At 62.3% G+C, this 26,794-nt stretch carries 16 protein-coding genes; 7 read left to right on the top strand and 9 right to left on the bottom strand.

The annotated features are described in order from the left end of the window. Window positions 1-24: 24 nt before the first annotated feature. From D3P04_RS17175 to D3P04_RS17160, 4 genes are read right to left on the bottom strand one after another with little or no spacing between them, the layout of a single operon-like run. Window positions 25-1,083 carry an acyl-CoA dehydrogenase family protein gene (locus D3P04_RS17175; RefSeq protein WP_119751033.1) on the bottom strand — a complete coding sequence of 353 codons (1,059 nt, stop codon included), beginning with the start codon at window positions 1,081-1,083 and terminating at the stop codon, window positions 25-27. Then, complete coding sequence (locus D3P04_RS17170; protein ID WP_119751031.1) at window positions 1,080-3,185, bottom strand: acetate--CoA ligase family protein; 2,106 nt, start codon at window positions 3,183-3,185, stop codon at window positions 1,080-1,082. The genes D3P04_RS17175 and D3P04_RS17170 overlap by 4 nt, the downstream gene beginning before the upstream one ends. Beyond that, complete coding sequence (locus tag D3P04_RS17165) at window positions 3,175-4,326, bottom strand: thiolase (protein ID WP_119751029.1); 1,152 nt, start codon at window positions 4,324-4,326, stop codon at window positions 3,175-3,177. Before D3P04_RS17165 ends, D3P04_RS17170 begins: the two co-directional genes overlap by 11 nt. Then, entirely contained in the window at window positions 4,326-4,694 is a 369-nt protein-coding gene (locus tag D3P04_RS17160) for a Zn-ribbon domain-containing OB-fold protein (protein ID WP_119751028.1), read from the bottom strand. The genes D3P04_RS17165 and D3P04_RS17160 overlap by 1 nt, the downstream gene beginning before the upstream one ends. A 141-nt stretch (window positions 4,695-4,835) precedes the next feature. On the opposite strand from D3P04_RS17160, the gene D3P04_RS17155 reads away from it, so the two are divergent. After that, window positions 4,836-6,527 carry an acyl-CoA dehydrogenase family protein gene (locus tag D3P04_RS17155; protein ID WP_119751026.1) on the top strand — a complete coding sequence of 564 codons (1,692 nt, stop codon included), beginning with the start codon at window positions 4,836-4,838 and terminating at the stop codon, window positions 6,525-6,527. Window positions 6,528-6,554: 27 nt separating this feature from the next. Here D3P04_RS17155 and hrpB read toward each other — a convergent pair whose 3' ends face one another. After that, window positions 6,555-8,972, bottom strand: a complete 2,418-nt coding sequence (gene hrpB, locus D3P04_RS17150; RefSeq protein WP_408634388.1) for an ATP-dependent helicase HrpB — start codon at window positions 8,970-8,972, stop codon at window positions 6,555-6,557. A 128-nt stretch (window positions 8,973-9,100) separates the two neighbouring features. Between hrpB and D3P04_RS17145 the strand changes: the two genes are divergently transcribed. The 3 genes from D3P04_RS17145 to D3P04_RS17135 all read left to right on the top strand — a co-directional run bounded on the left by D3P04_RS17145 (window position 9,101) and on the right by D3P04_RS17135 (window position 13,239). Beyond that, window positions 9,101-10,471 (top strand): YcjX family GTP-binding protein, encoded by a 1,371-nt coding sequence (locus D3P04_RS17145; RefSeq protein ID WP_119751023.1) that lies wholly within the window; start codon window positions 9,101-9,103, stop codon window positions 10,469-10,471. Then, window positions 10,468-11,544, top strand: a complete 1,077-nt coding sequence (locus D3P04_RS17140; RefSeq protein ID WP_119751021.1) for a YcjF family protein — start codon at window positions 10,468-10,470, stop codon at window positions 11,542-11,544. Before D3P04_RS17145 ends, D3P04_RS17140 begins: the two co-directional genes overlap by 4 nt. 78 nt (window positions 11,545-11,622) lie before the next feature. After that, window positions 11,623-13,239, top strand: coding sequence for a GMC family oxidoreductase (locus D3P04_RS17135; protein WP_119751019.1), 1,617 nt, complete (start codon window positions 11,623-11,625; stop codon window positions 13,237-13,239). A 118-nt stretch (window positions 13,240-13,357) separates the two neighbouring features. Here D3P04_RS17135 and D3P04_RS17130 read toward each other — a convergent pair whose 3' ends face one another. Further along, a complete protein-coding gene (locus D3P04_RS17130; protein WP_119751018.1) occupies window positions 13,358-14,674 on the bottom strand; it encodes a GH1 family beta-glucosidase in 1,317 nt (438 codons plus the stop codon). A gap of 142 nt (window positions 14,675-14,816) precedes the next feature. On the opposite strand from D3P04_RS17130, the gene D3P04_RS17125 reads away from it, so the two are divergent. Then, a complete protein-coding gene (locus D3P04_RS17125) occupies window positions 14,817-15,209 on the top strand; it encodes a YigZ family protein (protein ID WP_119751016.1) in 393 nt (130 codons plus the stop codon). Window position 15,210: 1 nt separating this feature from the next. Here D3P04_RS17125 and D3P04_RS17120 read toward each other — a convergent pair whose 3' ends face one another. The 3 genes from D3P04_RS17120 to D3P04_RS17110 all read right to left on the bottom strand — a co-directional run bounded on the left by D3P04_RS17120 (window position 15,211) and on the right by D3P04_RS17110 (window position 23,608). Then, complete coding sequence (locus D3P04_RS17120; RefSeq protein ID WP_119751014.1) at window positions 15,211-15,882, bottom strand: DUF1523 family protein; 672 nt, start codon at window positions 15,880-15,882, stop codon at window positions 15,211-15,213. 155 nt (window positions 15,883-16,037) lie between these two features. After that, window positions 16,038-18,146 (bottom strand): penicillin-binding protein 1C, encoded by a 2,109-nt coding sequence (gene pbpC / locus D3P04_RS17115; RefSeq protein WP_232845058.1) that lies wholly within the window; start codon window positions 18,144-18,146, stop codon window positions 16,038-16,040. Then, window positions 18,143-23,608: an alpha-2-macroglobulin family protein gene (locus tag D3P04_RS17110; protein WP_119751013.1), complete on the bottom strand. Its 5,466-nt coding sequence runs from the start codon at window positions 23,606-23,608 to the stop codon at window positions 18,143-18,145. Before D3P04_RS17110 ends, pbpC begins: the two co-directional genes overlap by 4 nt. A 291-nt stretch (window positions 23,609-23,899) precedes the next feature. On the opposite strand from D3P04_RS17110, the gene D3P04_RS17105 reads away from it, so the two are divergent. Together D3P04_RS17105 and D3P04_RS17100 are read left to right on the top strand one after the other, a co-directional pair. After that, a complete protein-coding gene (locus D3P04_RS17105; RefSeq protein ID WP_119751011.1) occupies window positions 23,900-25,360 on the top strand; it encodes an NAD-dependent succinate-semialdehyde dehydrogenase in 1,461 nt (486 codons plus the stop codon). 13 nt (window positions 25,361-25,373) lie between these two features. Beyond that, on the top strand, window positions 25,374-26,744 hold the full coding sequence (locus tag D3P04_RS17100) for an aspartate aminotransferase family protein (protein ID WP_119751009.1): 1,371 nt from the start codon (window positions 25,374-25,376) through the stop codon (window positions 26,742-26,744). The last annotated feature ends 50 nt before the right edge of the window (window positions 26,745-26,794 follow it).

The raw sequence follows: 26,794 nt of genomic DNA, 5'->3' as shown, positions 1-26,794 counted from the left end.
TTGCATGTAAGAGATCATCGGCCATCACATATCTCTTTCCGTTAACGCAGCATGTCGGGCGCGATGCCAGGACGCAGAGCCATAGCGGTTGCCGATGGTCAGCGCCTTGCGCAGAAACAGCCCGATATCGGCCTCATCGGTGTAGCCGATCGCCCCATGCATTTGGATCGCCTGCCTTGTCACCAGCATTGCCGCTTCGGCGGCGCGGGTCTTGGCGCGTGAAACAGCGGTTTGAGCGTCATTACCACCATCAAGCGCGACACAGGCGTCCCGGATGACGGCACGGGTAATCTCGATCTGTATCTTCAGATCCACGGCGCGATGCTGAAGCACCTGAAAACTGCCGATCAGCCGGTCAAATTGCCGGCGGGTCCCCAGATATTCCAGCGTAATATCAAAAGCCCGCTCCATTACACCCAGAAGATATGCCGCATTCGCAACTGTCGCGGCCTCAAGCGCCGGGCGCGGATCGCCTTCCAGCGGGGTTGCCGGACAGCACTCGAAATGGAAGGTCGCGGCATGACCGCCATCCTGCAGCGGCAATGTCTGAATGCCGACCTGATCCATGGCGGCAAGGAAAATGCCCGCATTCGTCGCAACCGCGACGCGGTCAGCCGCAGCGCCCATCGGAACGAAGCGTTTTTCGCCACTTAACCGTCCACCCCTGCCGACGATTACGCCGCCATCAAAGCCAAGCCCATCAGGATCACTGGCCCATGCCGGCAGGATGATCTCGTCACCAGCGAAAACCGAGGGCGGCGTGGCCGCACCCATCATGTCGATGGCAAGCTGCACCTCGATAAACGGTTCGGGCAGCAATGCCGCCCCCGCCTCGGTCGCAAGCGCGGCATATTCCAGCATCCCAAGACCTGCGCCCCCGGCATTTTCGGGCAGGCGCAAGCCCAGCCAACCCATTTCCGCGATCCGGGTCCAGACATCCCGGTCAAATCCCGGCTGCGAGAACCGCAAGCCGCGCAGTCGCGTGAAATCGCCATGCCGCGGCGCGATTCCCTTTGCGCTTTCGATCAGCATGCGCAACTGCTGTTGTCGATCCAGATCGTCCGGGTGCAGCGCGTCATTCATGGTTCCGCCTCCTCCAGCTCGATCACGGCATCCAGCGCGACCGCGCCCTCGCCTTCCGGCAAGGCCAGCACCGGGTTGAGATCGACGGATACCAGCCGCGACCCCGCGCCGGCAGCAAATACCGAAAGACGAGACAAGCTTCGCGCCAAGGCGTCCAGATCGACAGGCGCGCGCCCGCGTGCGCCGGTCAGGATCGGCGCGCCCCGGATGGACAGAATCATCTCACGCGCGGCGACCTCGTCGAACGGACATTGCCGCAGCGCGATATCGTGCAGCAATTCGACGAAAATGCCGCCCAACCCGAATGCCGCCATCGCGCCGAATGACGGATCACGGCTGATGCCCATGAAACACTCGACGCCACCGGTGATCTGCGGCGCCACCAGAACACCGCTGATCCGGGCATCGGAGTGATGTTTCCGCGCGACAGCGATCAGCTTGTGATAGGCAGAAGCGGCCTCGTCCGAACTGCCGATATTCAGCATGACCCCGCCGATATCCGATTTATGCAGGATATCGGGTGACACGATCTTCATTACCACCGGAAAGCCGATCTCCTGCGCGGCGGCCCTGGCCTGCTCGCTGTCATGTACAAGCCGTTCGGCGGAAATCTGGATGCCTGCCGCCGATAGTAACGCCTTGGCCTGAAATTCATCTGGCGTGGTCGGAGGCAGCGGAATCTCCGGAACGGCTTGTCTCACCGCGGCGGTCATCGTCAGGGCCTTGCCCACACGCCCCATTGCCGCCAGCGCCCGCGTCGCCCGACATGGGTCTTCAAAAACAAGAAATCCCGCATCTTCGTATCGCTTGACGATATCCGGAGGCGCCACCGCACAGATCACGATCAGCCGGTCGGGAAATTCCTTCCGCAAAGGGGCCAGGGCCTCAAGAAACCGCGGTGCGATGGCCGCACTGCCCGCGACCGTGGTGGCGAAGCAGATCACCGAGGCATAGCCACCCTTTGCCAGTGCCGCATGGGTAAATTTCTGAAACAGGCTCAGATCATTCAATGCCTGCGCCGTACAATCGACGGGATTGACCGGCGCACAAAAGGGCAGAAGCGCGCGCAGTTCGGCCTGTGCGTCTTCGGGCATCGGCGGCATCGGCAGTTCCTGCTGCTCGGCTTCGTCGCTGGCCACGATACCCGCGCCGCCCGAAACGGTCACGACGCCAAGGCTGTTTTCCGCAGGATAGATCCGCTTGCGCGCGACATAGGCGAAATCCAGCATCTGCTCAGTATCGCAGACCCGTATGGCGCCATGGGCGCGCAAAATCTCGTCCGCGACGGCATCATCGCCCGTCATCGAGGCCGTATGAGATGTTGCCGCGCGGCCACCGACCTCGCTGCGCCCGCTTTTGAGAATAAAAACCGGTTTATCCGCATTGCGCGCCGCATTCAGGGCGGCCAGCATCCTGTCGGGATCGCTGAAACCCTCCTGATAGGCGCAGATGACATCGATCCGGTCGCTTTGCGCCATCCAGCCGATGGCGTCGGCAACCGTGATGTCAGCCTCGTTTCCCGTCGTCACAAGGATCGGCACGCCAATCCCCCGCCGTCGCGCCACAGCGGCAAGATGTGTGCCGAACGCCCCAGACTGGCTTGCCATGCCGATATTGCCCGCCAGCGGGAAACCCAGATCCAGCGATGACGTGAAACTGCCGAAATAACCGATATCGACATTCCAGCAGCCAAGCGTATTGGGTCCCAGCAGGCGCATCCCGTATTGCCGGGCGATACCGGTCAGCCGGTCCTGTTCCCCGCGCCCCTCCCTGCCCAGTTCCGCAAAGCCCGCGGTGAACATTGTGATCATCTTGCAGCCCTGCCGCCCAAGCGCATCGACGACATCCACTGCAGCACGGGCGGGAACGGCGACGATAGCCGCCTCGGGTGCTTCGGGCAGGGTCTCGATATCCGAATAGCATGTCAGACCCTGAATCTCGTCCCGATTGGGATTTACCGGCAATATGCGCCCGCCATATCCCGCTTTCAGCATCGTCGCGATCGGTCTTCCGCCGATACGGGTCGGATCGGCGGAAGCCCCGATGATTGCGACCGAGCGAGGTTCCAGCAATTGGGAGAGTTCATTGAAATCATATCGCATTTTCAGAACCCAGAAACGCCGTGACCTGACTGGACAACGTGCCGCCATTTCCGTGGAGAAGCGCGATATCGGCCTGCTGCAACTGCCGCTTCCCGGCTGCGCCGCGGATTTGCGCGACGGCTTCCGCGATCAGAAACATGCCATACATGCCGGGATGCACGCAGGACAGCCCGCCGCCATTGGTATTCACCGCCAACTCGCCGCCGGGTGCGATGCGCCCGCCCTCGACGAAACGCCCGCCTTCGCCCTTGGGGCAAAAACCGAGATCTTCAAGAAACAGGATCGTGTTGATGGTAAAGGCGTCGTAAAGCATTACCAGATCGACATCGCCATGTGTCAGGCCCGCCATGTCGAAGGCGCGCGGCCCGCTTTCGGAAGCCGCCGTCACCGTCAGATCGGGCATGGCAACGATGGATCTGTGCCAGTTCGCCCCCGCTCCTCCAAGAAAATAGACCGGCTTCTGTGGGAAATCCTTCGCCCGGTCGGCACTGACAAGAAGACAGGCCGCCGCGCCATCGGTGACAAGACAGCAATCCCCTTTGGTCAGGGGATCCGAGATCATTCGGCTGCCCAGCACATCCTCGCGCGTCAGCGGGCCGCGCGCGAATGCCTCGGGGTTCAGATTGGCCCAGCCCCGCGCCGCAACCGCGACATCGGCAAGCTGTTCGCGGCTGGTGCCATATTCATGCATGTGCCGCGCCGCCGCCAGGGCATAGGCCGTGATCGGATGGCGGGGGTTATACGCGGTTTCGTGCCATTGCGGCTCGGACATCGATACCAGCCGTCCGCCTGCCGTCCGCTGGTTCGAGCCGTAGCAGATCAATGCCACGTCGCACAGGCCCGCCTCGATGGCCAGCGAGGCCTGCAACAGATGCATCTCGAAGCTGGAACCTCCGATATTGGTGCTGTCGAAATACCTTGGCTTAACACCCAGATATTCCGCTACGCTCATGCTGGGAAAGGCATGCGTGCTCGTGGCGGCGAATATTCCGTCGATATCGGGGATTTTCAGTCCGGCATCCGCCAGCGCCCCAAGCGTGGCTTGCGCCAGAAGCTCGATACCCGAAAAACCCGGAGCTTCGCCAATACCGGCGGTTGCCATGCCCACGATCGCGGTCCGTCCCCTGATCGGATGTGCCATCACGCATCCTCCGAGATTGGATCGAACACCACGCGCGGAACCTCTCCGCTCTCTATCCGCGCACGCACCCGGCTGCCGATTGCGGCGGTTTCGGCGCCAGTCACGGTCGCCATCATGCGCGGCCCTTCATCAAGATCGATCAATGCGACGTTGTAATCGCCGGAACGCGCCCGATTCACCGTAATCGAATAGATATGACCAAGCCCCGATGCGGGCACCCATTCCAGATCATCCTCGCCCGATCCCGGAACCAGAACCCGCGGCCAGAACAAATGCTTTCCGGTCGAGCGGGACCGCTGAAGCATGAATCTGCCCTCGGCCAGATAGGCTTCGAAGGCCCTTTGCGGACCCGGCTTGTTCTGAGCCATCTCCCCTCCCACGGAAATTTTCCTTCACCTGAATGATGTCGGGGGATAAGCTATTGTGCAAATGCATGTTAGAAATAGCAGCCATGCCGAATAGGCATTTCTTAACAAGTCGCGCAGTGTCATCGCAGGAGAGGACAATCCATGAAGCTTCATCAGAACATCCCCGACAGCACCGGAATGAACGCGTTCCGGAACGACCCCGTCATGGCAGAGCTTCTGAAAATCTACCTGCCCTCCGGGTTCCTCGAACTCGCCCTGCCGCAACTGGATCGTATGGGAGCCATGGTGAATGACAGGCTGGAACAGCTTGCCCTTGCCGCCGACCGGAATCCTCCGAAGCTTCATATCCGCGCCCGAAACGGAGCTGCCGATGAGCGGATCGAGAAACACCCGGCCTATGAGGAACTCGAAAGGATCGCCTTCGGTGAATTCGGACTTGCCGCCATGTCCCATCGCGGCGGCGTGTTCGGTGCAAAGGAAAAACTTCCGCCATTGGTCAAATACGCGCTGGTCTATCTGTTCGTGCAATCCGAATTCGGGCTTTGCTGCCCGTTATCCATGACCGACTCGCTGACCCGGACGCTGACCCGTTTCGGCTCGGACGAACTGGTTTCAACCTATTTCGACCGGCTGACCAGCCAGGACGTGGATCAGCTTTTTCAAGGCGCGATGTTCATGACCGAACAGATGGCGGGCTCGGATGTCGGGTCGATCGAGACCACGGCCCGCAAGGTCGACGGCGAATGGCGGCTTTACGGCGACAAGTGGTTCTGCTCGAATCCGGATGCGGCGCTTGCGATGGTGCTGGCCCGGCCCGGGAATGGCGGCGCGGGCACGCGCGGCCTGTCCCTGTTCCTGTTGCCACGAATTTTGCCCGATGGCAGCCGCAATGCCTATCGCATCTTACGGCTCAAGGACAAGCTGGGCACCCGATCGATGGCCAGCGGTGAAATCACACTCGAAGGCGCAACTGCCTATCTGGTCGGCGAAGCGGGTCAGGGCTTCAAACAGATGACCGATATGATCAACATGTCGCGCCTTGCGAACGGCGTGCGTTCCGCCGGACTTATGCGGCGCTCGGTGAACGAGACGCTGTTCATCGCCCGCAATCGCAGCGCCTTCGGCAAGCGGCTGGCGGACCTGCCGCTGATGCGCCGGCAGTTGGCCAAGCTTCTGGTCACGGCCGAACAGGGGCGCGCGATGGTGTTTCACACCGCCCATGTCCTTGAAGCCTCCGACCGGGACGATACCGCCATGACGCGGGTGCTGCGCATTCTCACTCCGCTGATCAAATTCCGGACCTGCCGCGACGCCCGCAAGGTGGCAGGTGACGCGATGGAGGTGCGGGGCGGTTGCGGCTATATCGAGGAATGGTCGGATGCCCGCGTATTGCGCGACGCGCATCTGGGCTCGATATGGGAGGGAACCAGCAATATCGTCGCCCTCGATGTCGCCCGGGCGGCACGGCGCGAGGATGCGCTTAGCGCGTTATCCGGCTATATCGATGATCTGATGAAAGAAGCCGCGTCGATACTGGGACCGTTGACGGATTTGACCGGAGCTTATCACCGCGCCGCCGCATTGCTGCAAGCCGTCGCTGAAAACCCCGCGCGGGAGGCCGAGACACGGCGCGCGGCAACTGCCGTCTATAACGCCACATCCGCCTGTATCATGGCATGGGAAAGCGCAAGGCTGACATCGCTTGGCATGGCCGGCGCCGATGCGCGGTTGTGCCTTGCGCATGAGGTCTTGCGGCACAAGCTGGCTGCGCGCGATCCGCTGGCCTTGCCCGAGGATGAGGAAAGCCCGGTCGCCGACATTCTTGACATATAGGAATTTGCGTCGCTGCCGGGCACAGCTTCACCGCCCCCGCGGCTTCGCCCTTGTCGTCGGCAGCGCGTCGGTCGGATCCTCCGGCCATGGATGCCGGGGATAACGGCCGCGCATATCCTTGCGGACATCGCTGTAGGACGATGCCCAGAATCCCGGCAGATCCATCGTCACCTGCACCGGTTTGCCGCCTGGCGACAGCAAGCTGATCCGCAGCGGACGCCCACCCACGACGGGATGGCGGGTCACGCCGAACAATTCCTGCAATCGCAACTCGATCGAGGGTTCCTCGTGATTGTAATCGATCGGGACTTTTCGTCCCAGCGGCGTGACGAAATGTGCCGGAAACTCGGCGGCCAGACGTTGCTGACCATCCCAGCCGATCCGTGCCTTCAGAGGCTCGGTCAGATCCAGTCGCCGCAGATCGGCCTGCGTCTTCACGCTTCCCAACCACGGCAACAGCCACGCACCATCGGCCAGCAGACTGGCATCATCCACCGGCCCCAGCCCGTCCACAAGGGCAATCCGGGCGCGCAACCGCGCGGCCGAAGGCGTCCAAGGCAAACCGTCCTGTCGCAATCCGTCAAGCGCCGCCTGCGCCACCGATCCCTCGGGTGCATCCTGCCAGATCCGGTCGGACAGAATAACGGCGCCCAGACGCTCTTGCTGCCGGGCGAGCACCCGGTTTTCCCGCCGGGACCATTCGCAAAGCTCGACCGTTTCGATCCGGCCGGCGTAAAGCGCCCTGATATCTGCCTCATCCACCGGCGCCGCCATGCGTATCCGCGCCTCTCGCTGATCGCCGTCCAGATCCACGGCCACGATCAGCCGCTGCCCGGCCAAAGGATCGCCCTCGTCCAGAACCGCGCCCTTGCCGCCCGACAGAACGAAGCGCGGCGCCTCGCCCTTGCGTCGCTGCCCGATCCGGTCCGGATAGGCCAGCGACGCCATCGCGCCCACCGTCATCACGTCACCGCCCGGGACCAGCCGCCGCAGTCGCTTCGCCTCGTCCCGGATGCGGTTCAAGGCGGGCCGGTGCAGATCATGCGGATATCGTGCAGCAAAGCCCACAGGATCGCGGATCGCATGCAGCCGCAGCGTCAGATCGGCAGGCGCGCCACGCAACGGATCGCGATCAGACAACAGCGCCGCCAGTTCTGCCGCCCCGCGCCCGGCCCGCAGCAGCATATGCGCCAGCCGGGGATGCAGCGGCAACCGCGCCAGTTGCCGGCCATGTCCGGTAATCCGCCCGGCCCCGTCCAGCGCCCCCAGTTCCGCGAGCAAATTCCGCGCCTCGGCCAAAGCGGCATCCGGCGGAGGAGTCAGAAACGCGAGTTCTGCAGGTTTCGCTCCCCATGTGGCCAGCTCTAGTGCCAGACCGGCCAAATCCGCCACCGTGATCTCGGGCGGGGCGAATGCAGGCAATGCCCCCTCTTCGGCGCGCGCCCACATCCGATAGCAGATGCCGGGCGCGACACGGCCCGCCCGCCCGCGCCGTTGATCGGCCTCGGCACGGCTGACACGTTCGGTCACCAACCGCGACATCCCGCTGCCGGGATCGAAACGCGCCCGCCGCGCCCGTCCGGCATCGACGACGACCCGCACCTCGGGGATGGTCAGCGATGTTTCGGCAATCGCGGTCGCAAGCACGATCCGCCGCCGCCTGCCCGGCGGCGCAAGAGCTGCACGCTGGGCCTTTGCATCCAACGCCCCGAATAACGGCAGCACCTCGCAACCGCTTTCGTCCAGCATGCCCGAGACACGGCGAATCTCGCCCTCGCCCGGCAGAAATGCCAGCACAGTACCGCCGGTCTCCCGGGTCTCGGTCTCGGCTTGCAGGATCAACCGCGCCGCCTCGTCGCTCAGCCGGAAGCGGGCAGGCAAGGGGCGGTCCAGCCAGCGCGTCGTGACCTCGAACGCCCGTCCCTCGGATCGCAGCACCGGCGCATCGTCCAGCAATGCCGCCACGGGTTCGGCATCCAGCGTCGCCGACATTACCAGCACCGCCAGATCCTCGCGCAGAGCGGCGCGGGCTTCCCAGACAAGCGCAAGGCCCAGATCGGCGTTCAGGTTGCGTTCGTGAAATTCATCGAAGATCACGCAACCGATCCCATTTAGCGACGGATCCGACTGGATCATCCGGGTCAGGATGCCTTCGGTCACGACCTCGATCCGGCTGCCCGGCACAGCCTCGCCCCGGATCCGATAACCGATCCGCTCGCCCGGTTTTTCGCCCAACTCACCGGCCATGCGCTCGGCCGCGGCCCGCGCCGCCAGCCGTCGCGGCTCGAGCATGACGATCCGTCCCGCGATCTGATCCATAAGGGCCACAGGCACCCGCGTCGTCTTGCCCGCCCCCGGGGGCGCGACCAGAACGGCGCGCCCATGCGCGGCAATGACCTGGCGGAGTTCGGCCAGGATATCGTCGATGGGTAAGTTCATCCTCATCCCGGCTAAGTAACCTGACGGGTGCGGCCTCCACAATCCCGTCGCCGCGCGACAAACGATGCCCCCTATCAATCCGTCCTGCCCGCGCCTATCTTTTCTGAAATGACAAGGGCGGAACGGCAGGCGGAATGGGAATTGGTGGCGATCTGATCAGGGGCTTGGGATTCGGCGAACCCGTAATCCGGCTGGGGGTGACCGGCCTGTCACGGGCGGGCAAGACCGTCTTCATCACCTCTCTCGTGGCCAATCTGATGGACCGGGGACGGATGCATGCCCTGCGGGCCGCCGCCGATGGCAGCCTGAAAGCCGCATGGTTGCAGCCGCAGCCGGACGATACCGTGCCACGTTTCGATTTCGAGCGTCATCTTGCCTCGATGACCGGCTCTGATCCGCATTGGCCGGATGGGACCCGCCATGTCAGCCAGCTTCGCCTGTCCCTGCGGGTCGAGCCGCGCGGGCTGCTTTCCGGGCTGCGCGGGCCACAGACAGTCCATCTGGATATCGTCGACTATCCCGGCGAATGGCTGCTGGACCTGCGGCTGATGGGCAAGGATTTCAGCGAATGGTCCGCCGAGGTCCTTTCGCGGATCGATAACCGTCCCGGTGCCACCGACTATCAGCAGGCGCTTGCGGAACTTGATCCCACTGCCCGTTTCGATGAACCGACCGCGCAGCGGCTTGCCGAAAGCTATACCACCCATCTGCATGCCGCGCGGGAGGCCGGATGGTCGGATTGCACACCGGGACGCTTCCTGATCCCCGGCGAGATGGCGGGCTCGCCCGCCCTGACATTCGCCCCCCTGCCCGAGATCCAGAAGGACGGCAAGCTTTACAAGGAGTTCCGCCGCCGCTTCGATGCCTATAAATCCCGCGTCGTCCGGCCTTTCTTCCGCGATCATTTCGCCCGGATCGACCGGCAGGTGATCCTGGTCGATGTGCTTGGCGCGATCCATCAGGGACCGCAATCGGTCGAGGATATGCGCCGCGCCATGGCCGATATCCTGACCGCATTCCGTCCCGGTCGCGCGGGCTGGCTGGCACAGTTATTGGGCACAAGACGGGTCGAGCGTATCCTGTTCGCCGCCACCAAGGCCGATCACCTGCATCACAGCCAGCACGACCGGCTGACCGCGATCCTGTCGGCCATGCTGCGCGAGGCCCGCGACCGGGCGGACTTCTCGGGCGCGCGGACCGAGGCGATGTCCATCGCCGCCCTGCGCGCCACGACCGAGGACGTGATCAGGAAGGAGGGCGAGGAACTGCCCGCCGTGCGCGGAACGCTGACCGATGGCAGGCAGGCGGCATTCTATCCCGGCGAGTTGCCGCCGGATCCGGCCCAGTTGCTGCATCCTGCGCGGAACGGGGCGCAGGAATGGTTGGATGCGGATTACGCGGTGATGAATTTCCTGCCCGCCCCGATGACGCGTCGACCCGGTGACGGACCGCCACATATCCGGCTGGATCGCGCCGCGGAATTCCTGATCGGAGACCTGTTGTGAGCGACACCCCGAAACGCGGCCCTGTGCTGATCGAGATCGATGATTCCGCTTCTGAAACCCGCCGGTCCGGTCCCGCGGAAGAAATAAGGGACGAGGCGGAACAGACCCGGCCAAACCCTGCGGACGCGCCGCCGATCGAAGAGCCGGGCTACCCGCTTCCCCGTCCACGCACGATGCAGATGGTCACCCGGCTGGTTGGTCGCCGCGCCTCTTTGCTGACACGGGTGTTCATCAGTTCAGCCGCATCGCTTCTGGTCTTTCTGCTGACGGTCGCCGCGCTGGATTTTCTGGGCAGGCTGATCGACCGCTATCCTCCGCTGGGATGGGCCGGAATCGGGCTGCTGGCGCTGTTCACGCTTGCCAGCCTTGGCATGGCATGGCGCGAATATCGCGCCTGGTCCCGTTTTGCCCGGATCGATGCGATTCAGCGGCAGGCGGGGCTGGCTCTGGCGGAAAACTCCAGCGATAAGGCAAAGCAGGTCACGGACCAGCTGCTTTCGCTCTATCGCGGTCGCCCAGAGCTGAAATGGGGACATGATCGGCTGACCGATGGCCGGGCCGAGGCTTATGACGCGAAATCCCTGCTCAGCATGGCCGAAAACGAACTCATGACCTCGCTCGATCAAGAGGCCCGCCGCGAAATCGAGGCCGCCGCCCGCAGCGTCGCCGCAGTAACGGCCCTGATCCCGCTGGCTTTGGCCGATGTCGTCGCCGCATTGGCCGCCAATCTGCGGATGATCCGCCGCATCGCCGAGATTTATGGCGGTCGCGCCGGAACCGTCGGCAGCTGGAAACTTGCCCGTACCGTGATGACCCATCTGGTCGCGACAGGCGCGGTCGCCGCAGGCGACGATCTGATCCACACCATTGCGGGTGGCGGCGTTCTGGCGAAGTTGTCGCGCCGCTTTGGTGAAGGAGTCGTCAACGGCGCCCTGACGGCCCGCGTCGGAATCGCCGCCATGGAGGTCTGCCGTCCATTGCCATTCGTCACCCAGCCCAGACCCAAGGTAGGCAACCTGCTGACACGAGGTTTACGCGGCTTGTTCGGCAGCGATGAAGACGGCAAAGCCTGACCCGACCGACCAGCGAATGCTTGCCACGGCATCTCAGGCATGAAACATGATTCCGGGGCAATCATTCGATCGAGGACCATGCAGGATTTCGGAGAATATGATTTCATCGTTGTCGGGGCTGGATCTGCCGGTTGCGTGCTGGCCAACCGGCTTTCGACCGATCCCCGGCACCGAGTTCTGCTGTTGGAGGCAGGCGGCAGCGACAATCGTTTCTGGGTTCATGTCCCGGTCGGATATTTATACGCAATGGGCGATCCGACGCTTGACTGGTGTTACAAGACCGAACCCGAGCCCGGGCTGAACGGCCGCAGCCTGAATTACCCGCGCGGGAAAGTTCTGGGGGGCTGTTCCTCGATCAATGGCATGATCTACATGCGTGGTCAGGCCCATGATTACGACCGCTGGCGGCAAGCGGGAAATTCCGGCTGGGGCTGGGACGATGTCCTGCCCTATTTCCGCCGCTCGGAGCGTCATCACGGTCCCGCGGATGAATTTCACAATGATCATGGCGAATTGCGGATCGAACAGCAGCGCCTGAACTGGCCAATCCTCGATGCTGTTGCCGAGGCCGCGCAGGAACTGGGCCTGCCCGCTTGCGCCGATTTCAACTGCGGCACCAATGAGGGAGTGGGATATTTCCCCGTAACCCAGCGCGGCGGGATCCGCTGGAACGCCCGCAAGGCGTTTCTGAACCCGGCAAGGAACCGCGCTAACCTGCGGATCGTAACGAATGCGCAGGTAGAGCGGCTGTCCTTCGAGGGACGGCAGGCAACCGGCGTGCTCTTCACCCATAAGGGACAAAGGCTGCACGCGCGGATACGGGGTGAGATCATCCTTGCCGCAGGTGCCATAAATTCACCCGCGATCCTGGAACTCAGCGGTATCGGACAGCATGAACGACTGTCATCGCTGGGGATCGACACGGTTCTTGATCTGCCGGGCGTGGGCGAGAATTTGCAGGATCACCTACAGCTTCGCTGCATCTTCCGGATCACCGGCGCGAAAACGCTGAATGACCGGGCGCGCAATCTGCTGGGCCGTGCCGGGATCGCCTTGGAATATGCGCTTCGGCGTTCGGGCCCGATGGCGATGGCGCCCAGCCAGTTGGGAATTTTCGCCAGATCCTCGGAAGCTTTCGAGACCGCGAATATCGAATATCACGTCCAGCCGCTGTCACTGGACAAGTTCGGAGAACCCTTGCACGATTTTCCCGGCCTGACGGTCTCGGTCTGCAATCTGCGTCCCGACAGTCGCGGAAGCAGCCACATCCGCAGCGCCAAGGAGGGAACACCGCCGGCCATCGCGCCGAATTACCTTTCGGCCGAAGGAGACCGGCAGGTCGCCATCGACAGCCTGCGGCACGCCCGGCGGCTGATGCAAACCCGTCGCATGGCCGCGTTCCGACCCGAGGAAGTTATGCCCGGACCACATCTGCAAAGCGATGCTGAATTGTCTCGCGCTGCCGGAGATGTGGGCACGACCATTTTCCATCCCGTCGGCACGACGAAAATGGGCGATGATCCAATGGCGGTGGTCGATGCGGAATTGCGCCTGCACGGGATCGGGCGGTTGCGTATCGCGGATGCGGGGATCATGCCGGTGATTCCTTCGGGCAATACCCATGCGCCCGTGACGATGATCGCCGAGAAGGCCGCCGATATGATTCTGGGCGCGTCGCCATTGCGGTCGGGCTGATTGCTGCGGGATTCGCGCCTGACACCAACCGGCGAAAGCCGGATGCCTGCCCCCGGACCCCCGGGATATTTGGATGAAGAAGAAGCGAAAGCGGGATCTCGGTGAGGATTGAAGCGGCCTAATCGGGACGCAGCATATCGCGAAACGCATGCCAACTTGTCTTCGGGCGACGCTTCATCGTTTCGTAATCAACATGGACGAGACCGAAACGAGGTCCATAGCCAAAGGCCCATTCGTAATTGTCCAGAAGCGACCAGTAAAAGAAGCCGCGCAGATTCACTCCATGATCCATGGCCGATCTGGCCGCACGAAGATGATCGGCGATAAAGGTCACGCGTGGTTCATCATCGGTGACATTTTTGCCCGGCTCCAGCGCCATGCCATTCTCGGTCACATAAAGCGGCAAGCCGCCAGTATGATCGCGGCTCAAGCGGATCAGGAATTCGCTTAGCCCCTCGGGACGGATCTCCCAGCCCATCTGGGTTTTCGGCAAAGGGCCATCCTGCGCATGGCCGTTGGGCCACAAGCCCGGCACCATTCCGTGCAGTTTGCGGGTGTAGTAATTCACCCCCAGCCAGTCCAGCGGCGCGGAGATGATCTGCATGTCTTGCTGCCAGCCATCCGGCAGATGCGGGCCGATTCCCTCAAGCGCGGTTTCAGGATATCCCTGCCCCATCAACGCACGAATGAACCACTGATTATAGATAGCATCCTGCCGTGCCGCCGAAATCGCCGCCCCGGGATTGTCATCAATCGGATGCGCGGTTTCGAAATTCAGGACGATCCCCAGATTCTGCGCGCCATTCGCCTGCAAGACCTGCATCGCGGTGCCATGCGCCAGCAATACGTGATGCATCGCCCGGCTGGCGGCACGGATATCGCGCAGGCCGGGGGCGTGATGTCCAAGGAAATGCGACAGCCAGGCGATGCACCACGGCTCGTTCAGGGTGGCAATGCTGGCAAGGCGGTCACCCAGTCTTGCATGAACGGCCCGGGCATAATCGCCGAACCAGCCGGCGATATCGCGATTACGCCACCCGCCACGATCGGCAAGAGCGGCGGGAAGCTCCCAATGATACAGGGTCAGGAACGGTTTCAGATTCCGCGCAAGCATGCCGTCCGCGAGGCGATCATAGAAATCCAGCCCTTCGGCATTGAGGCTTCGCCCGTCTGGCATGACCCGCGCCCACGAGGTCGAGAAGCGATAGGCATCGAAGCCGGCATCCCGCATCAGATCGAGATCGGTCTCCCACAGGTGATAATGATCGCAAGCCCGCCCGCCATTGCTGTCATCGGCAATATTGCCGGGAGTCGCGGCAAAACTGTCCCAATGCGAAGGCCCCGCGCCGCCGAAATGCGATCCTTCGATCTGATAGGCGGCGGTCGCCGCTCCGAAGACGAAATCCGGGGGAAAATCTGATCTGCTGGGCAGCATGGCGGTCCCTGATCGGTTATAGGCGCAAACATACGTGACTTGGGCCGGTTGTACAGGATGGACCCGCTTGCGCGACAGCACGGGGATATGGACTTCCAGAAGCTGTCATGCTGTTTCGGGCCTGATGAAAGAAAGGAGCGATATGGAGATTTTCGACAAGATCATCTCGGATCGCGGATCGCGATATGCCGTTTCCGGCGGTCCGGCCAGGGACCGCAAGGATATTCAGGCATTGCTGAGCGAACTGAAACGCAACAAGCGCTTCGCCAAGGCGACGCATAACAGCTGGGCCGCGATTATTTCAGGAGAGCCGGTCAAGGATGACGATGGCGAATCCGGTGCGGGCGCCCTGATGCTGCAAATGCTGGAGCGCGCCGGGTTGGAGAATCATCTGGTAGTGGTAACCCGCTGGTATGGCGGCAAACATCTGGGCGGCGACCGGTTCCGGCACGTCGCGGACGCGGTACGGCACTATCTGCGCGAGACAGGAACGGACAGCGACGGCGCAGCACGGTCGGGGACTTCCGGAGGCTGACCTATCGGCGGGATTTGCCCCGGAATCTGTCCAGAAATTTTCCGAAGCTTCCTCTCATCTCGGCGGCTTCGGAACTGACCCGGTCGGTCGCGTTGTCCCAGCGTTCATCTGCCGCACGAAGCGCGGGATCGATCCGGCGCTGGCGAAACTGTGTCCATAGCCGCCACAGTGACAGCAGGAGCATGAACAGCACCCCGAGAATGACCATCGCCGGCCAGTTGCGCGGACGCTCGTCCGGGCTTGCAAGCGTATCGATCCCGATCGCGTTCGGATAGATGCTCAGCCATGGCAGGCGCCAGCCATAGGCGGTGATGCTGACCCATTGCGGGGTGCCCGAGGCTGATCTGAGATTCGTCGCCTCGGAATGCAGATTGGCGCTGTCATATTTGAAATAGGGGGGCCAGACCCAGCCGGTATCCTCATTTCGATAGACGAAAACCTTGCCGTTCGGACGCACCGTATCGATGAACCGTACATCCCGCTGACCCGAGGAATTTTCGACCGTGCCGGTATCTTCGGACGCATAGAAGATCGCATTTCTCGGAGTGACCAGCGTCAGGCGATTATAGGTATTCGTGATCCGCACCACGTTCTTGGAAGGCAGCGCGTAATCAAGGAACAGAAAGACCGCGACCCCGAACAGAACTCCGATGAAAACCTTGATATAATGCATGATTTTGCGGCTCCTACTGCCCTTCATCCCCAGGACGATTCCAATGATACCCGATCAGCGGCATGGGTCTTGATGCATAAACCAGAGTTATACGGAATCACAGGACGAATCCAACCCGAAGCCGTCCATCCCGGATTTTGCCTCTCGTAAGGGGTTCATTCGATATAAATCTGGACACTCGCGGCACGACCTGCGGCGTCGATAACCGTCAGCGTCGATGAGCCGCTGCTGTCGGGAACCCACATGGCGGTGCGCCGCCGGAATGGCTGCGACAGCGGCTTTCCATTGGCGAGCCAGCGGAACGGTGCGCGTCCCCCGTTGATCTTGAGCGCCAGCGGAGCATCCGTCACTCCGCGGGAAAGCCCAAGATCGACACGGGCGCCCTGCGGCGGAAAGACGATTTCAGGCGCGGCCTCGGGCGGGGCACCCGCCACCGGGTGATTGCCTGAGGCAGCAAAGCGGCGCAGGGAAAAGGGAAGGTCGGCGGCAGGCAATCGCGATGCGCCGGCCGGAGGCGACGGAAAGCGATTGAGACCGACACCCGACCGGCGGAACGCCTCATGCAGCAGAGGAGCAGCCGCGTCATACCCCGTCAGGCCCGGAACCGAACCGCCATCGGCGCGCCCGACCCAGACGCCAAGCACATGACGTCCGTCATAACCGACCGCCCAGGCATCACGATAGCCGTAGGAAGTGCCGGTCTTGTAGGCGATGCCAAGATGCGGCGCACCTTTCGGAGGCATGACGCCCGAAAGAATGTCGGTGATCTGCCACGCCGCCTGAGGAGTCAGGATCATGGCAGGCTCCCGTGTCGGCTTGGTTCCAGCCAGATACCGCAACGGCTGAACCTTGCCGCGATTCACGATTCCTCCGTAAAGCTGTACAAGCTGCTCAAGCGTCAATCCCGCTCCGCCAAGCCCGATCGCCAGACCCGGAGTCTCCCCGGGCGGAAGAACGGGTGTGGCCCCTGCCCGCTGCATCCGCGCCGCCAGCCGCGCCGGGCCGATCGAGTCCAGCAAACGGATCGCGGGCACATTCAGCGACATCTGAAGCGCGGTGCGGACCGAAACGTCGCCCTGATAGGCCATGTCGAAATTCCGTGGACGGTAGCCCGAGAAATCGCCGGGCCGGTCCTCGATCATGGTTTCCTGCATGACCAGACCTTCCTCGAAGGCAAGGCCGTAGATGAACGGTTTCAGGGTCGAACCGGGAGAACGCAAAACTCTGGTCATGTCGATCCAACCGGCGCGGGACGGGTCGAAATACCCGGCAGAGCCGACCCGGGCCAATATCTCTCCGTTACTGGCATCGGCAAGGATCATCGCAACCGAAACATTCGGGCCAAGCCGTCTGGCCCCGCTGGCGGCAATCTTTTCGAGACTAGCCTGCGCATTGCGGCTTATCAGCAAGCGGTGCTGCAGCAATTCTGGCGCAGAGCGCATCACTGCATCGGCCAGATGCGCGGCATAGGCAGGCATCGGCAGCCGTCGTGCCGGAACCGCGTCGCCCGATGCCCTTGCGATCTCGCCTTCGGCGATCACCCCTGCTTGCGCCATACGGTCCAGCACCCGGTTGCGGGCCATCAGGGCAATCTTGGGGTTTCGGTCGGGCCGACGCGCCTCGGGGGATTGCGGCAGCGCGACTAACAGCGCTGCTTCTGCCAGTTCAAGCTTGTGCGGCTCTTTCCCGAACCATGCGAGGCTGGCCGCCCGCACCCCTTCCAGATTGCCGCCATAAGGCGCAAGCGTAAGGTAACGATTCAGGATTTCGCGCTTGGACATGCGCCGCTCGATCTGCAATGCCCGGCCGATCTGCCGGAATTTAGCGGTGAAACTGCGCTCGTCGCGCGGTTCAAGCAGACGCGCAAGCTGCATCGACAGCGTCGATCCGCCCGACACGATCCGCCCATTCGTGGCCAGTTGCCACGCCGCCCGCGACAGCGCCCGCAGATCGATCCCCGAATGGGACCAGAAGCGTTTATCCTCGTAGGCGATCAGCATCTCGATGAATTGCGGATCCAGTTTCTCGCTATCAGCCGGCAGGCGCCAGCGGCCATCCCTGGCCGCGTAAGCCCTGAGCAATGCACCGTCGCGGTCCAGCACTTCCCTTGACAGCGAAACGGTGTCGGGCGGCAGCGGATAAAGCTTGTCCAACCGCCACAGCGCCGCCCCTGCGGCAGCGATCAGAACAGCCAGCACCGAAAGCGCAATCGCGCCGCGCCGCAGCCAGCGGCGCAATGCGACACCGGTCTGCGCTTGTGTCAATTCTCCCTGACCTCCATGAAGCCCGAGGCGGTGCGTGCCGAGAGTTGCGGGCGATACATGTCTTCGACGCTGGCCGCCGGATGCATGTAAACGCCCGGCGATACCGCCCGCACCACATAGGCCAGACGGAAACTGCGGTCACTTCCGGCGTTCCGGTCGAAAGCGGCGATGAAGCGATCATCCCGAAACTCGGTATGCGCCGCATCCGTCCCGCCCAGCCAGCCGAAATTGTCAAGCTGCGCACTGTCCACAAGGCGCGGATTATCGATCTCGAAGCCGGCGGGCAGCAGATCCGACACCAGCACGCGCGACGGCCAGTCATTATCCTGCGTCACCTCCAGCACGACGACGTAACGCTCATTCTGACGGGCCGCAGTCACATCGGCCTCCTGTCCGTCCAGCGTGTAATAGCTGCGCGTGATGCCAAAACCGTCGCCTCCGGCGGGCAAAGGTTCGCGCGGGGAGGCAACGGTCGTAACCGTCGCGGTCACGGGCTGATCGTCGCGATTGGTGATCGTCACGGGCGCGGTGGATATCTCTGCCCCACCCATCTGCTGCGCAAAGCCGCCTTCATGCACCATGCCGTTGACGGTCAGGCTGAGATCGTCATCCGAGCGGGCCATCGCACGCGCCGCCAGCAACATCCATGCCTGATCCTGCGTGCTCTGGTAGCGGATATCGCTTTGAATACCCCCGACAAAGTCGATCATTTCCGGGACGATCGTCGGCTCGGGCCGCGTCTCTGCGGCAAGCGCCAGCATCGCGGCGCCATCCCGCAACGGCGAGCCGTAATCCGAACGTGAACGGGACTCGTTTTCCTCACGCGCAAGAAGCAATGAGGACGCAAATCCACTCGCGGCCCGGTCGCCATCCCCGTAAAGCCCTATTGCCGCCGCAAGCTGGGCACGGGCCATCGGGGTGCTGAACTCATCCAGACGGGTATCGAGGTAATAACGCAAATCCCCGGCGGATGCCTTGCGATTTCGTGCCAGAACGTAAAGCGCATAGGCAATCTCGCTGCCGCGGGATTCGACATCCGTGTCATAGGCCACCGAGTTTTGCAGGTTGCGCAGCGCCTGCGCCATCGGCTGTTCAGGAACGGCGAAGCCCTGTTCCGACGCTCGGGTCAGGAAATCGGTGACATAAGCGTCAAGCCACAAATCACCCGAGCCCGGGCTCCACATCCCGAAACTGCCTGCGGAAGATTGATAAGACAGGATTTTCGCAATCGCATCATCGACCCGCTCTTTCACCTGCGGATCGTTTTCCATCCCGGCGGCGGCGGCAAGCTCGTTGACGTAAAGCAGCGGCAATGCGCGGCTTGTCGTCTGTTCGGCACAGCCATAAGGATAACGGTCAAGAGCCATCAGCAGCGCAGGAATGTCAAAGCCCTGATTGCGCGAGACATTGACGCTGACCGATGCGTTTTCACTGAAGCGATCCGCTAGCAATTGCCGGTCCAGCACGATGCTGCCACCATTCGCCGCCAGTGTCATCTGTTCGCGGGTGGTCACCGGCATGACGCCCGGACGCACTGGCAGGCTGACGGTTTTCCTGACGGACAGGCCGGAATCATGGGTCAGCGAAAGATCGATCCGGCCCTCTCCCGCCGTCCCGCTTGCCGTCACTGGAATCGTCACGGAAATCTTTTCCCCGGCATCCAGCGTCAGGGTCTCGGGAAGCGGGTCGGCTTCGGTCAGTTGCAGCCCGGTTGTTTCGACATTGAGGCTGTAGTCACCTGCGGGACCATCGGTATTGGCGATCTCAAGCAATATGCGGGTCTGGTCGCCGGGCGCGAGAAAGCGCGGCAGGCTGGTTGTCAGAACAAGCGGTTCGCGGATGACGACATCGCCCGTGGCATGCCCGATCCCGTCGGCAGACCACGCGACCGCCATCACCCGCGCGGTGCCATTGAAATCCGGGATATCGAAGGATACCTGCGCGCGCCCATCCGCATCTACCGGAACGATGCCCGAAAAGGATGCAAGAAGCGTTTCGGTCGGAGGGCTGCCATTCGACTCCATGGTCGCCCCGTCCCCGCCGGTTCTGATCCGCCCCTGCGCCCCAAGCGAGCCGTCGATCAGGCGGCCATAGATATCACGCAGTTCCAGCCCGAGTTTTCGCTGACTGAAATACCAGCCTTCCGGGTCCGGCGCTTCATATCGGGTCAGGTTGAGAATACCGACATCCACGGCAGCGACAGTGACATATGCTTCTTCGCCCTCTGCCAGCCCATCGATTCTGACCGGCACGGAAAGCTGCTGATCCGGCTGGATTTGCTGATCCAGATCAAGATCGACGGCAAGGCTGCGCTTGCCCGGATCGACCTTCAGCCAGCGCAGGCCGATGGATCGCATCGGAAGGCGGTTTTCGGTATCGCTGCCGGGCCGGAACAATGTCACGGTCACATAAACGCCCGAGCCGAATTCTTCGGTGACCGGAATATCGATCTCTGCCCCCGTCTCGGGAACGGTTTCGGTAAAGCTTTGGATCAGGGAATCCGAGCCGATGGTGATCAGTGCCTCTCCGGCGAAACGCGGCGATATCTGCAGCCTCGCCGTGTCGCCCACATCATAACTGTCGCGATCAAGCGCGACCTCAAGACCGTCCGGCGTTTCGGTCGAGCTTGCCTCGACATACCAGCCGGAATCGAATGCCACGCTGCTGATCGGGCCGCCCATGTCCGGGCTTTCGACCTCAAGCCGGTAACGGCCCCAATCGACCGGCACGCTGATCTGCGCTTCGCTGTCCGGGCGCGCGTCAATGCTGCCATCCTGAACAAGGCTGCTGGTGGTGATAGGCTCGTAATTCCACGATCCGCCATCGCGATACCATTGGTAATGACGTTCGATCCGGTAAAGCGACCAATGCAGGCCATCCATCGCAATCCGTTCTCCGTCGGCATTCACGGCGATGACACGGAAAGCCGCGCTGCCACCCTCTGGCACGCTGCCACCGCTGAATTCGGGACGCAGTCCGATCATCGGGCCCAACGGCTCGACCTCCAGCGGCAGGGAACGCTCGACCGCGCGACCGCCAGCCTCGCGCATCCGCACGCTGACTTCGGCGCCAAGCAGACGGGTGGTTGCCGGAGCGTTGTCCAGCGATACCGGAAAAACCGCCTGTCCATTCGGATCGGTCGGCGGCAGGCCGGTCAACGGAAGGCGGACAGTGCCGATATCATCTTCGTCATCAAGACCAAACACATGGCCCGGATATGCTTTCCAGCCGCGAACCGGGAAAACCGACAATTCGCCTTCAAGCGAAAGCCCCGAAGCCGGCGCGCCGTAAAGATAACGCCCGTCGACCGTCACATCGGTCATATCACCCAAAGCGATCCTGTTTTCGTCACTGGAAAGCGCAATCTCGGTGCGGTCGGGCACGAAATCCTCGATCAGAAACATCTGTTCGGCCAGTGCCGGTTTATCAGGGTCGGTATAGACGGATAACCGCCAGGTGCCGCGCATGGCGTTTTCGGGAAGCTCAAGATCGACCGCATGGCCGCCAAGCGCCTTGCCCTTCGAGACCATCCGCCGGGCTTCCGCGCCATCCGGGCGGCGGAAAATAAAGGTCAGCGGCAGATTGTCGATCGCCTGAGACGAGGGATCACGCGCAAGCGCCGCGACATGAACCACCTCACCCGCACGGTAGATTCCGCGTTCGGTCCAGGCGAAAACATCCAGAGGCCCCGGTGCGTCGCGTCCGGTCACACCCCGATCTGACAGGTCGAAACCGGCACGGGTCATGTCCAGGAACACGAAATCTTTGTCGCCATTCCGCGCCATCAGTGCAGCCGGGGCCAGCCCATCCGTTCCGCGCGCCTGCCCCGCCTCGAACCGGGCCTGACCTTGCGCGTCTGTCACCACCTCGCCCAGTACCTCGTTATTGCGGGCCAGCAGCTTCAGCGTCACGCCTTCCAGCGGCGCCGCAGAGGTCAGCGACCGGGCGAAGACCGTCAGCCCATCCTGCCCGGCAAAGGTGGATAACCCGATATCGGAGACCAGAAACCATTGCGTCGCCAGTTCATCGGAATCATCCTGAAGCGCCTCGGCCGGTTTGGCCGTCATCAGGTAGATGCCCGGTTTGCGTTCCGGCACGGCCTCATCAATGGGAATGCTGGTGGTCACGTCCCGATTGCGTTCCGAGGCGATCTCGACCGTTCCGTTCCAGACCGGCTCCCCGATCTCGCCCATGAGATAATCCAGATTATATCCGTTCAGTTGACCGGGAAATTGCCTGCTGCCCAGCAATTGGGTCAAAGCCCTGTCGCCAACGCGGTAAACCGACAATTCCGCCTCATCGGCATTCACCGAGATCAAGGGAATCCCGCGCCGCGCCGACGATGGCAGCACGAAATTGTCGCCGGTAAAGCGCAGCGCCGCTCCGCGGTCGCGGATATAGATCTCCAGCGGTACGGATTGCGCCAGAGCCTCGTTGACCGCCGAAGGCAGGCCCTGCCGGATATTCACGCGATACTGACCGCCATGTTTCAGCCCGGTGACGCAGAGTTCCTGATCGCTGCGTTCGACCGCCGCGCCCGGGCTGTTATCGACCGTCACGAATTGCGCATAATCGACACCGCTCTTGAGCAGGGGTTCCGAGAACTGGACGCAGACACGCGGCACGGCGCTGTCGGAATCCACGGAATGGTCAAGCACCCGAAACCCCTTGCGGCGCTTGAGATCGGCGTATTTTTCCTGCAATTCCGGCGTCGAACGCAGTGCAATCGCGGCCTCATAAGCACTGATCGCCGGGCGGAACTGACTACGCCGTTCCAGCCCCGCGGCCATGACTCCCAGCGCCGCCGCCCGATCCTCTTCGCTGCGCGAGGTCAGATAGGCGTTCACCGCCGCCGCCACGCCGATACGTTCCAGTTCGCCCTGTCCCGTCTCGTTATTCGGCTCGGTCGCGACGGTTGCCTGCGCGAGACCGGACCACAAGCGGGATTCTTCGGGGTCGATGGCCGCGGCCTCGGCCCATGCCGCCATCGCCTCGTGGGGCGAGCCCTGGGCAAGCAGCCGTTCGGCCCGGTCCACGCTTGACAGAAGCCCCGCCCCGCCGGGTTCGGAATGGCGCAGAAGATCGCGGCGGTAATCATCCGCCTCGCCCAGCAATTCCCTGGTCAGGAACCGCAAGGGCGGAGGCGCGCCAAGATCCGGGGCCGCACCGGTAATGACGACTTTTCCCGCGACGGCACCGTCTGCAGGGCTGGCCTGCGTGAAATCCGATTTCAGGAAACACCATTGCGCATTGGTATTATAGGTGAACGCCCGGCATTCGGAATCATCAAGGCAAATGGCCTTGCATTGATCCAGCGTCACATCCTTCTCGGTCCGCAGATCGAAGCCGAAATAATCCGCCCTCTCGGTCACCTCGATTCGACGCCCGTCCTGCGCCATCGCGGATGTGCCCAGCCCGGCTAACAGAACAAGTATCGAAACCACCCAGCGAATTGCATGCATTACCCGGCTCCATTCGCATATGACCTGCGTGACAAGGCGATTATGGCCTGTCATCGTGACCGGGTGTCAACTTGTTTCGAAACAATTTCACCACCGATACGAGCATGGCTCGCATCTACGGAAATCGGCTGCTTCGGGGGAATCTATGAAAGCGGATAACACCTGCATCCCGGCGAGGAAAATCTTGCGGGGATCACCCCAGACAGAGTGTTTTTCTGCTTCAAGCATCACCTTTGGAGAAATCGTCTGGCGAGTTGCCTCCATATTCCTATGCAATCAAGGAGGTGTGTAATGCTTGACGATTTGGTTCCGTGTTTGGCGGGCAGGCTTGCCGATCCCGGTTTGCTGGCCGGAAGCGGTGATTTTCCCGGCGCGGGCCGGCTGGCCGTTCGCGATCCTGCTACCGGGGATCTGGTGGCACAGGTCGCCATCAGCGACGCGACCGGAGCCGCCGCCGCCGTCGATGCCGCTCAGGCGGCCTTTCCGGGCTGGTCGGGAATGCTGCCGCAGAACCGTGCCGATATCCTGCATCAATGGCACAGCCTGATCATGGAGGCGAAAGAGGATCTCGCCCGGATCATGGTTGCCGAGCAGGGCAAACCGATCAGCGAAGCCCGCGGTGAAATCGATTACGCCGCCAGCTTCGTCCGGTTCTATGCCGAAGAGGCGCTGCGCCCGAATATCGAAGGCGTCACCAGCCATCTGCCCGATGCCGAAATGGAATTGTGGCGCGAGCCTGTCGGCGTCGCGGCACTGATCACCCCGTGGAACTTCCCCACCGCCATGATTACCCGCAAGGCCGCCGCCGCGTTGGGTGCGGGCTGCACGGTTGTCATTCATCCATCGGCGGAAACGCCCCTTTCGGCGTTGGCGCTGGCGGAACTGGCGCGTCGCGCGGGATTCCCCGAAGGTACGGTCAACACGGTGATCGGAGACGCAGCGGCGATCGTCGGCGAATGGACGGCCGATCCCCGGATTCGCGCCCTGTCCTTCACCGGCTCGACGGAAATCGGGCGGCTGCTTTACCGGCAATCCGCCGACACGGTGAAACGTCTGGTGCTGGAACTGGGTGGGCATGCGCCTTTCATCGTCTTCAAGGGCGCCGATCTGGATCGCGCGGTGGCCGAGGGAATCAAGGCGAAATTCGCCACCTCCGGTCAGGATTGCCTTGGCGCAAATCGCTTTTACATCGAGCGTCCGATCTATGACGAATTCTGCAAGCGTTTCACCGTCGCCGTCGAAAAGCTGACCTTGAGTCGCGGCATGGAGGATCCGGATATCGGTCCGCTGATCCATGACCGCGCCGTCGCCAAGCAACTCGAGCATGTCGAGGATGCCGTGGCCAAGGGCGCGAAGTTGCTGACCGGCGGCAAGGTCGCCACGGAACTGGGTCCGCTGTTCTTTCGCCCGACAGTTCTGGCCGATGTGCCGGATAATGCCGCGATCATGTCGCAGGAAACCTTCGGTCCCGTCGCGGCGCTGTCCGCTTTCGACGACGAGGCCGAGGTGATCAGGCGGGCGAATGACACCGAATACGGCCTTGTCGCCTATGTTCACAGCCACGACCCGCGCCGCATCTACCGCATGACACGGGCATTGCAATACGGCATGGTGGCGGTGAATCGTACCAAGGTGACAGGCGCGCCGATTCCGTTCGGCGGAATGAAGCAATCCGGAATCGGGCGCGAAGGTGCCCGGCAGGGTCTCGAAGCTTTTACTGAAATCAAATATGTCTGCCGTGACTGGGGATGAAAGGAGCAAAACAATGCTAACAAACGATAAATTGGCCGAATGGGACCGCGAGAGCTTTTTCCATCCCTCGACCCATCTTGCGCAATTCGCCCGCGGCGAGGCCGCGCAGCGGATCGTGACCGGCGGCGAAGGCGTCTTTATCCAGGACCGCGACGGCAACAAGCTGCTGGACGGTTTCGCCGGGCTTTACTGTGTGAATGTCGGCTATGGCCGTCAGGAAATCGCCGAGGCGATTGCCGATCAGGCGCGGGAGCTGTCCTATTACCATGCCTATGCAGGTCATGGTTCCGAAGCCTCGATCACGCTGGCCAAGATGGTGATGGATCGCGCGCCCAAGAACATGGCGCGGGTCTATTTCGGGCTGGGTGGTTCGGACGCGAATGAAACCAACATCAAGCTGGTCTGGTATTACAACAATATCCTTGGCCGCCCCGAGAAGAAAAAGATCATTTCCCGCTGGCGCGGCTATCACGGTTCGGGCCTGATGACCGGATCGCTGACCGGGCTGGAACTGTTCCACAAGAAATTCGATCTTCCGCTTGCACAGGTGATCCATACCGAGGCGCCCTATTATTACCGCCGCCCCGACATGAACATGTCAGAGGAGGAGTTCACCGCCTATTGCGTCCAGTCGCTGGAAGAGCTGATTGCGCGTGAAGGCGCGGATACGATCGCCGCCTTTATCGGCGAGCCGGTACTGGGCACAGGCGGGATCGTTCCGCCCCCGGCTGGTTACTGGCAGGCGATCCAGAAGGTGCTGGACAAGCACGATATCCTGCTGATCGTCGATGAGGTCGTGACCGGCTTCGGGCGTCTAGGTACGATGTTCGGCGCGGATCATTACGGGGTGAAACCCGACCTGATCACCTCGGCCAAGGGCCTGACCTCGGCCTATGCGCCACTTTCAGCCAGCATCGTCGGGCAGCGGATGTGGGATGTGCTGATGAAAGGCACCGATGAGAATGGCGTGATTGGCCATGGCTGGACCTATTCCGCCCACCCGATCGGCGCGGCTGCCGGTGTTGCCAATCTCAAGCTGATTGACGAGCTTGGTCTGGTTCAGAATGCCGCCGATACCGGCAACTATTTCTGGCAAACCATGCGCGACGAAGTCGGCGGCCATGGCAATGTCGGCGAGGTGCGTGGCGAAGGCATGCTTTGCGCCGTGGAACTGGCGGCCGACAAGGATAAACGGCAATTCTTTGACGCTTCCGAAGGCACCGGTGCGAAAGTCGTCGCGGCGATGCTGAAGCGCGGCGTAATCGCGCGGGCCATGCCGCAAGGGGATATCATCGGCTATGCGCCGCCCCTGTGTCTGACCCGCGCCGAGGCGGATCAGATCGTCTTGGCCACCAAGGACGCGATAACCGAAGTCCTTGGATAAACGGCAAAAAGGCGGGAGTGCAAATTCCCGCCTTTCGCTTGCGGACATAC

Origin of the sequence: Paracoccus onubensis (assembly GCF_003591515.1) — a bacterium.
Classification (GTDB): Bacteria; Pseudomonadota; Alphaproteobacteria; order Rhodobacterales; family Rhodobacteraceae; genus Paracoccus; species Paracoccus onubensis.
The sequence above is the reverse complement of the archived record's forward strand: the minus strand, read 5'-3'. Positions and strand labels throughout refer to the sequence as shown.

Excerpts from the sequence above, each read along its gene's own strand:
- D3P04_RS17120 (WP_119751014.1), bottom strand. The coding sequence starts at position 15,882 with ATGCATTATATCAAGGTTTTCATCGGAGTTCTGTTCGGGGTCGCGGTC.
- D3P04_RS17155 (WP_119751026.1), top strand. The coding sequence starts at position 4,836 with ATGAAGCTTCATCAGAACATCCCCGACAGCACCGGAATGAACGCGTTC.
- D3P04_RS17100 (WP_119751009.1), top strand. The coding sequence starts at position 25,374 with ATGCTAACAAACGATAAATTGGCCGAATGGGACCGCGAGAGCTTTTTC.
- hrpB (WP_408634388.1), bottom strand. The coding sequence starts at position 8,972 with ATGAGGATGAACTTACCCATCGACGATATCCTGGCCGAACTCCGCCAG.
- D3P04_RS17125 (WP_119751016.1), top strand. The coding sequence starts at position 14,817 with ATGGAGATTTTCGACAAGATCATCTCGGATCGCGGATCGCGATATGCC.
- D3P04_RS17145 (WP_119751023.1), top strand. The coding sequence starts at position 9,101 with ATGGGAATTGGTGGCGATCTGATCAGGGGCTTGGGATTCGGCGAACCC.
- D3P04_RS17135 (WP_119751019.1), top strand. The coding sequence starts at position 11,623 with ATGCAGGATTTCGGAGAATATGATTTCATCGTTGTCGGGGCTGGATCT.
- D3P04_RS17170 (WP_119751031.1), bottom strand. The coding sequence starts at position 3,185 with ATGCGATATGATTTCAATGAACTCTCCCAATTGCTGGAACCTCGCTCG.
- D3P04_RS17160 (WP_119751028.1), bottom strand. The coding sequence starts at position 4,694 with ATGGCTCAGAACAAGCCGGGTCCGCAAAGGGCCTTCGAAGCCTATCTG.
- D3P04_RS17105 (WP_119751011.1), top strand. The coding sequence starts at position 23,900 with ATGCTTGACGATTTGGTTCCGTGTTTGGCGGGCAGGCTTGCCGATCCC.
- D3P04_RS17110 (WP_119751013.1), bottom strand. The coding sequence starts at position 23,608 with ATGCATGCAATTCGCTGGGTGGTTTCGATACTTGTTCTGTTAGCCGGG.
- D3P04_RS17130 (WP_119751018.1), bottom strand. The coding sequence starts at position 14,674 with ATGCTGCCCAGCAGATCAGATTTTCCCCCGGATTTCGTCTTCGGAGCG.
- D3P04_RS17175 (WP_119751033.1), bottom strand. The coding sequence starts at position 1,083 with ATGAATGACGCGCTGCACCCGGACGATCTGGATCGACAACAGCAGTTG.
- D3P04_RS17165 (WP_119751029.1), bottom strand. The coding sequence starts at position 4,326 with ATGGCACATCCGATCAGGGGACGGACCGCGATCGTGGGCATGGCAACC.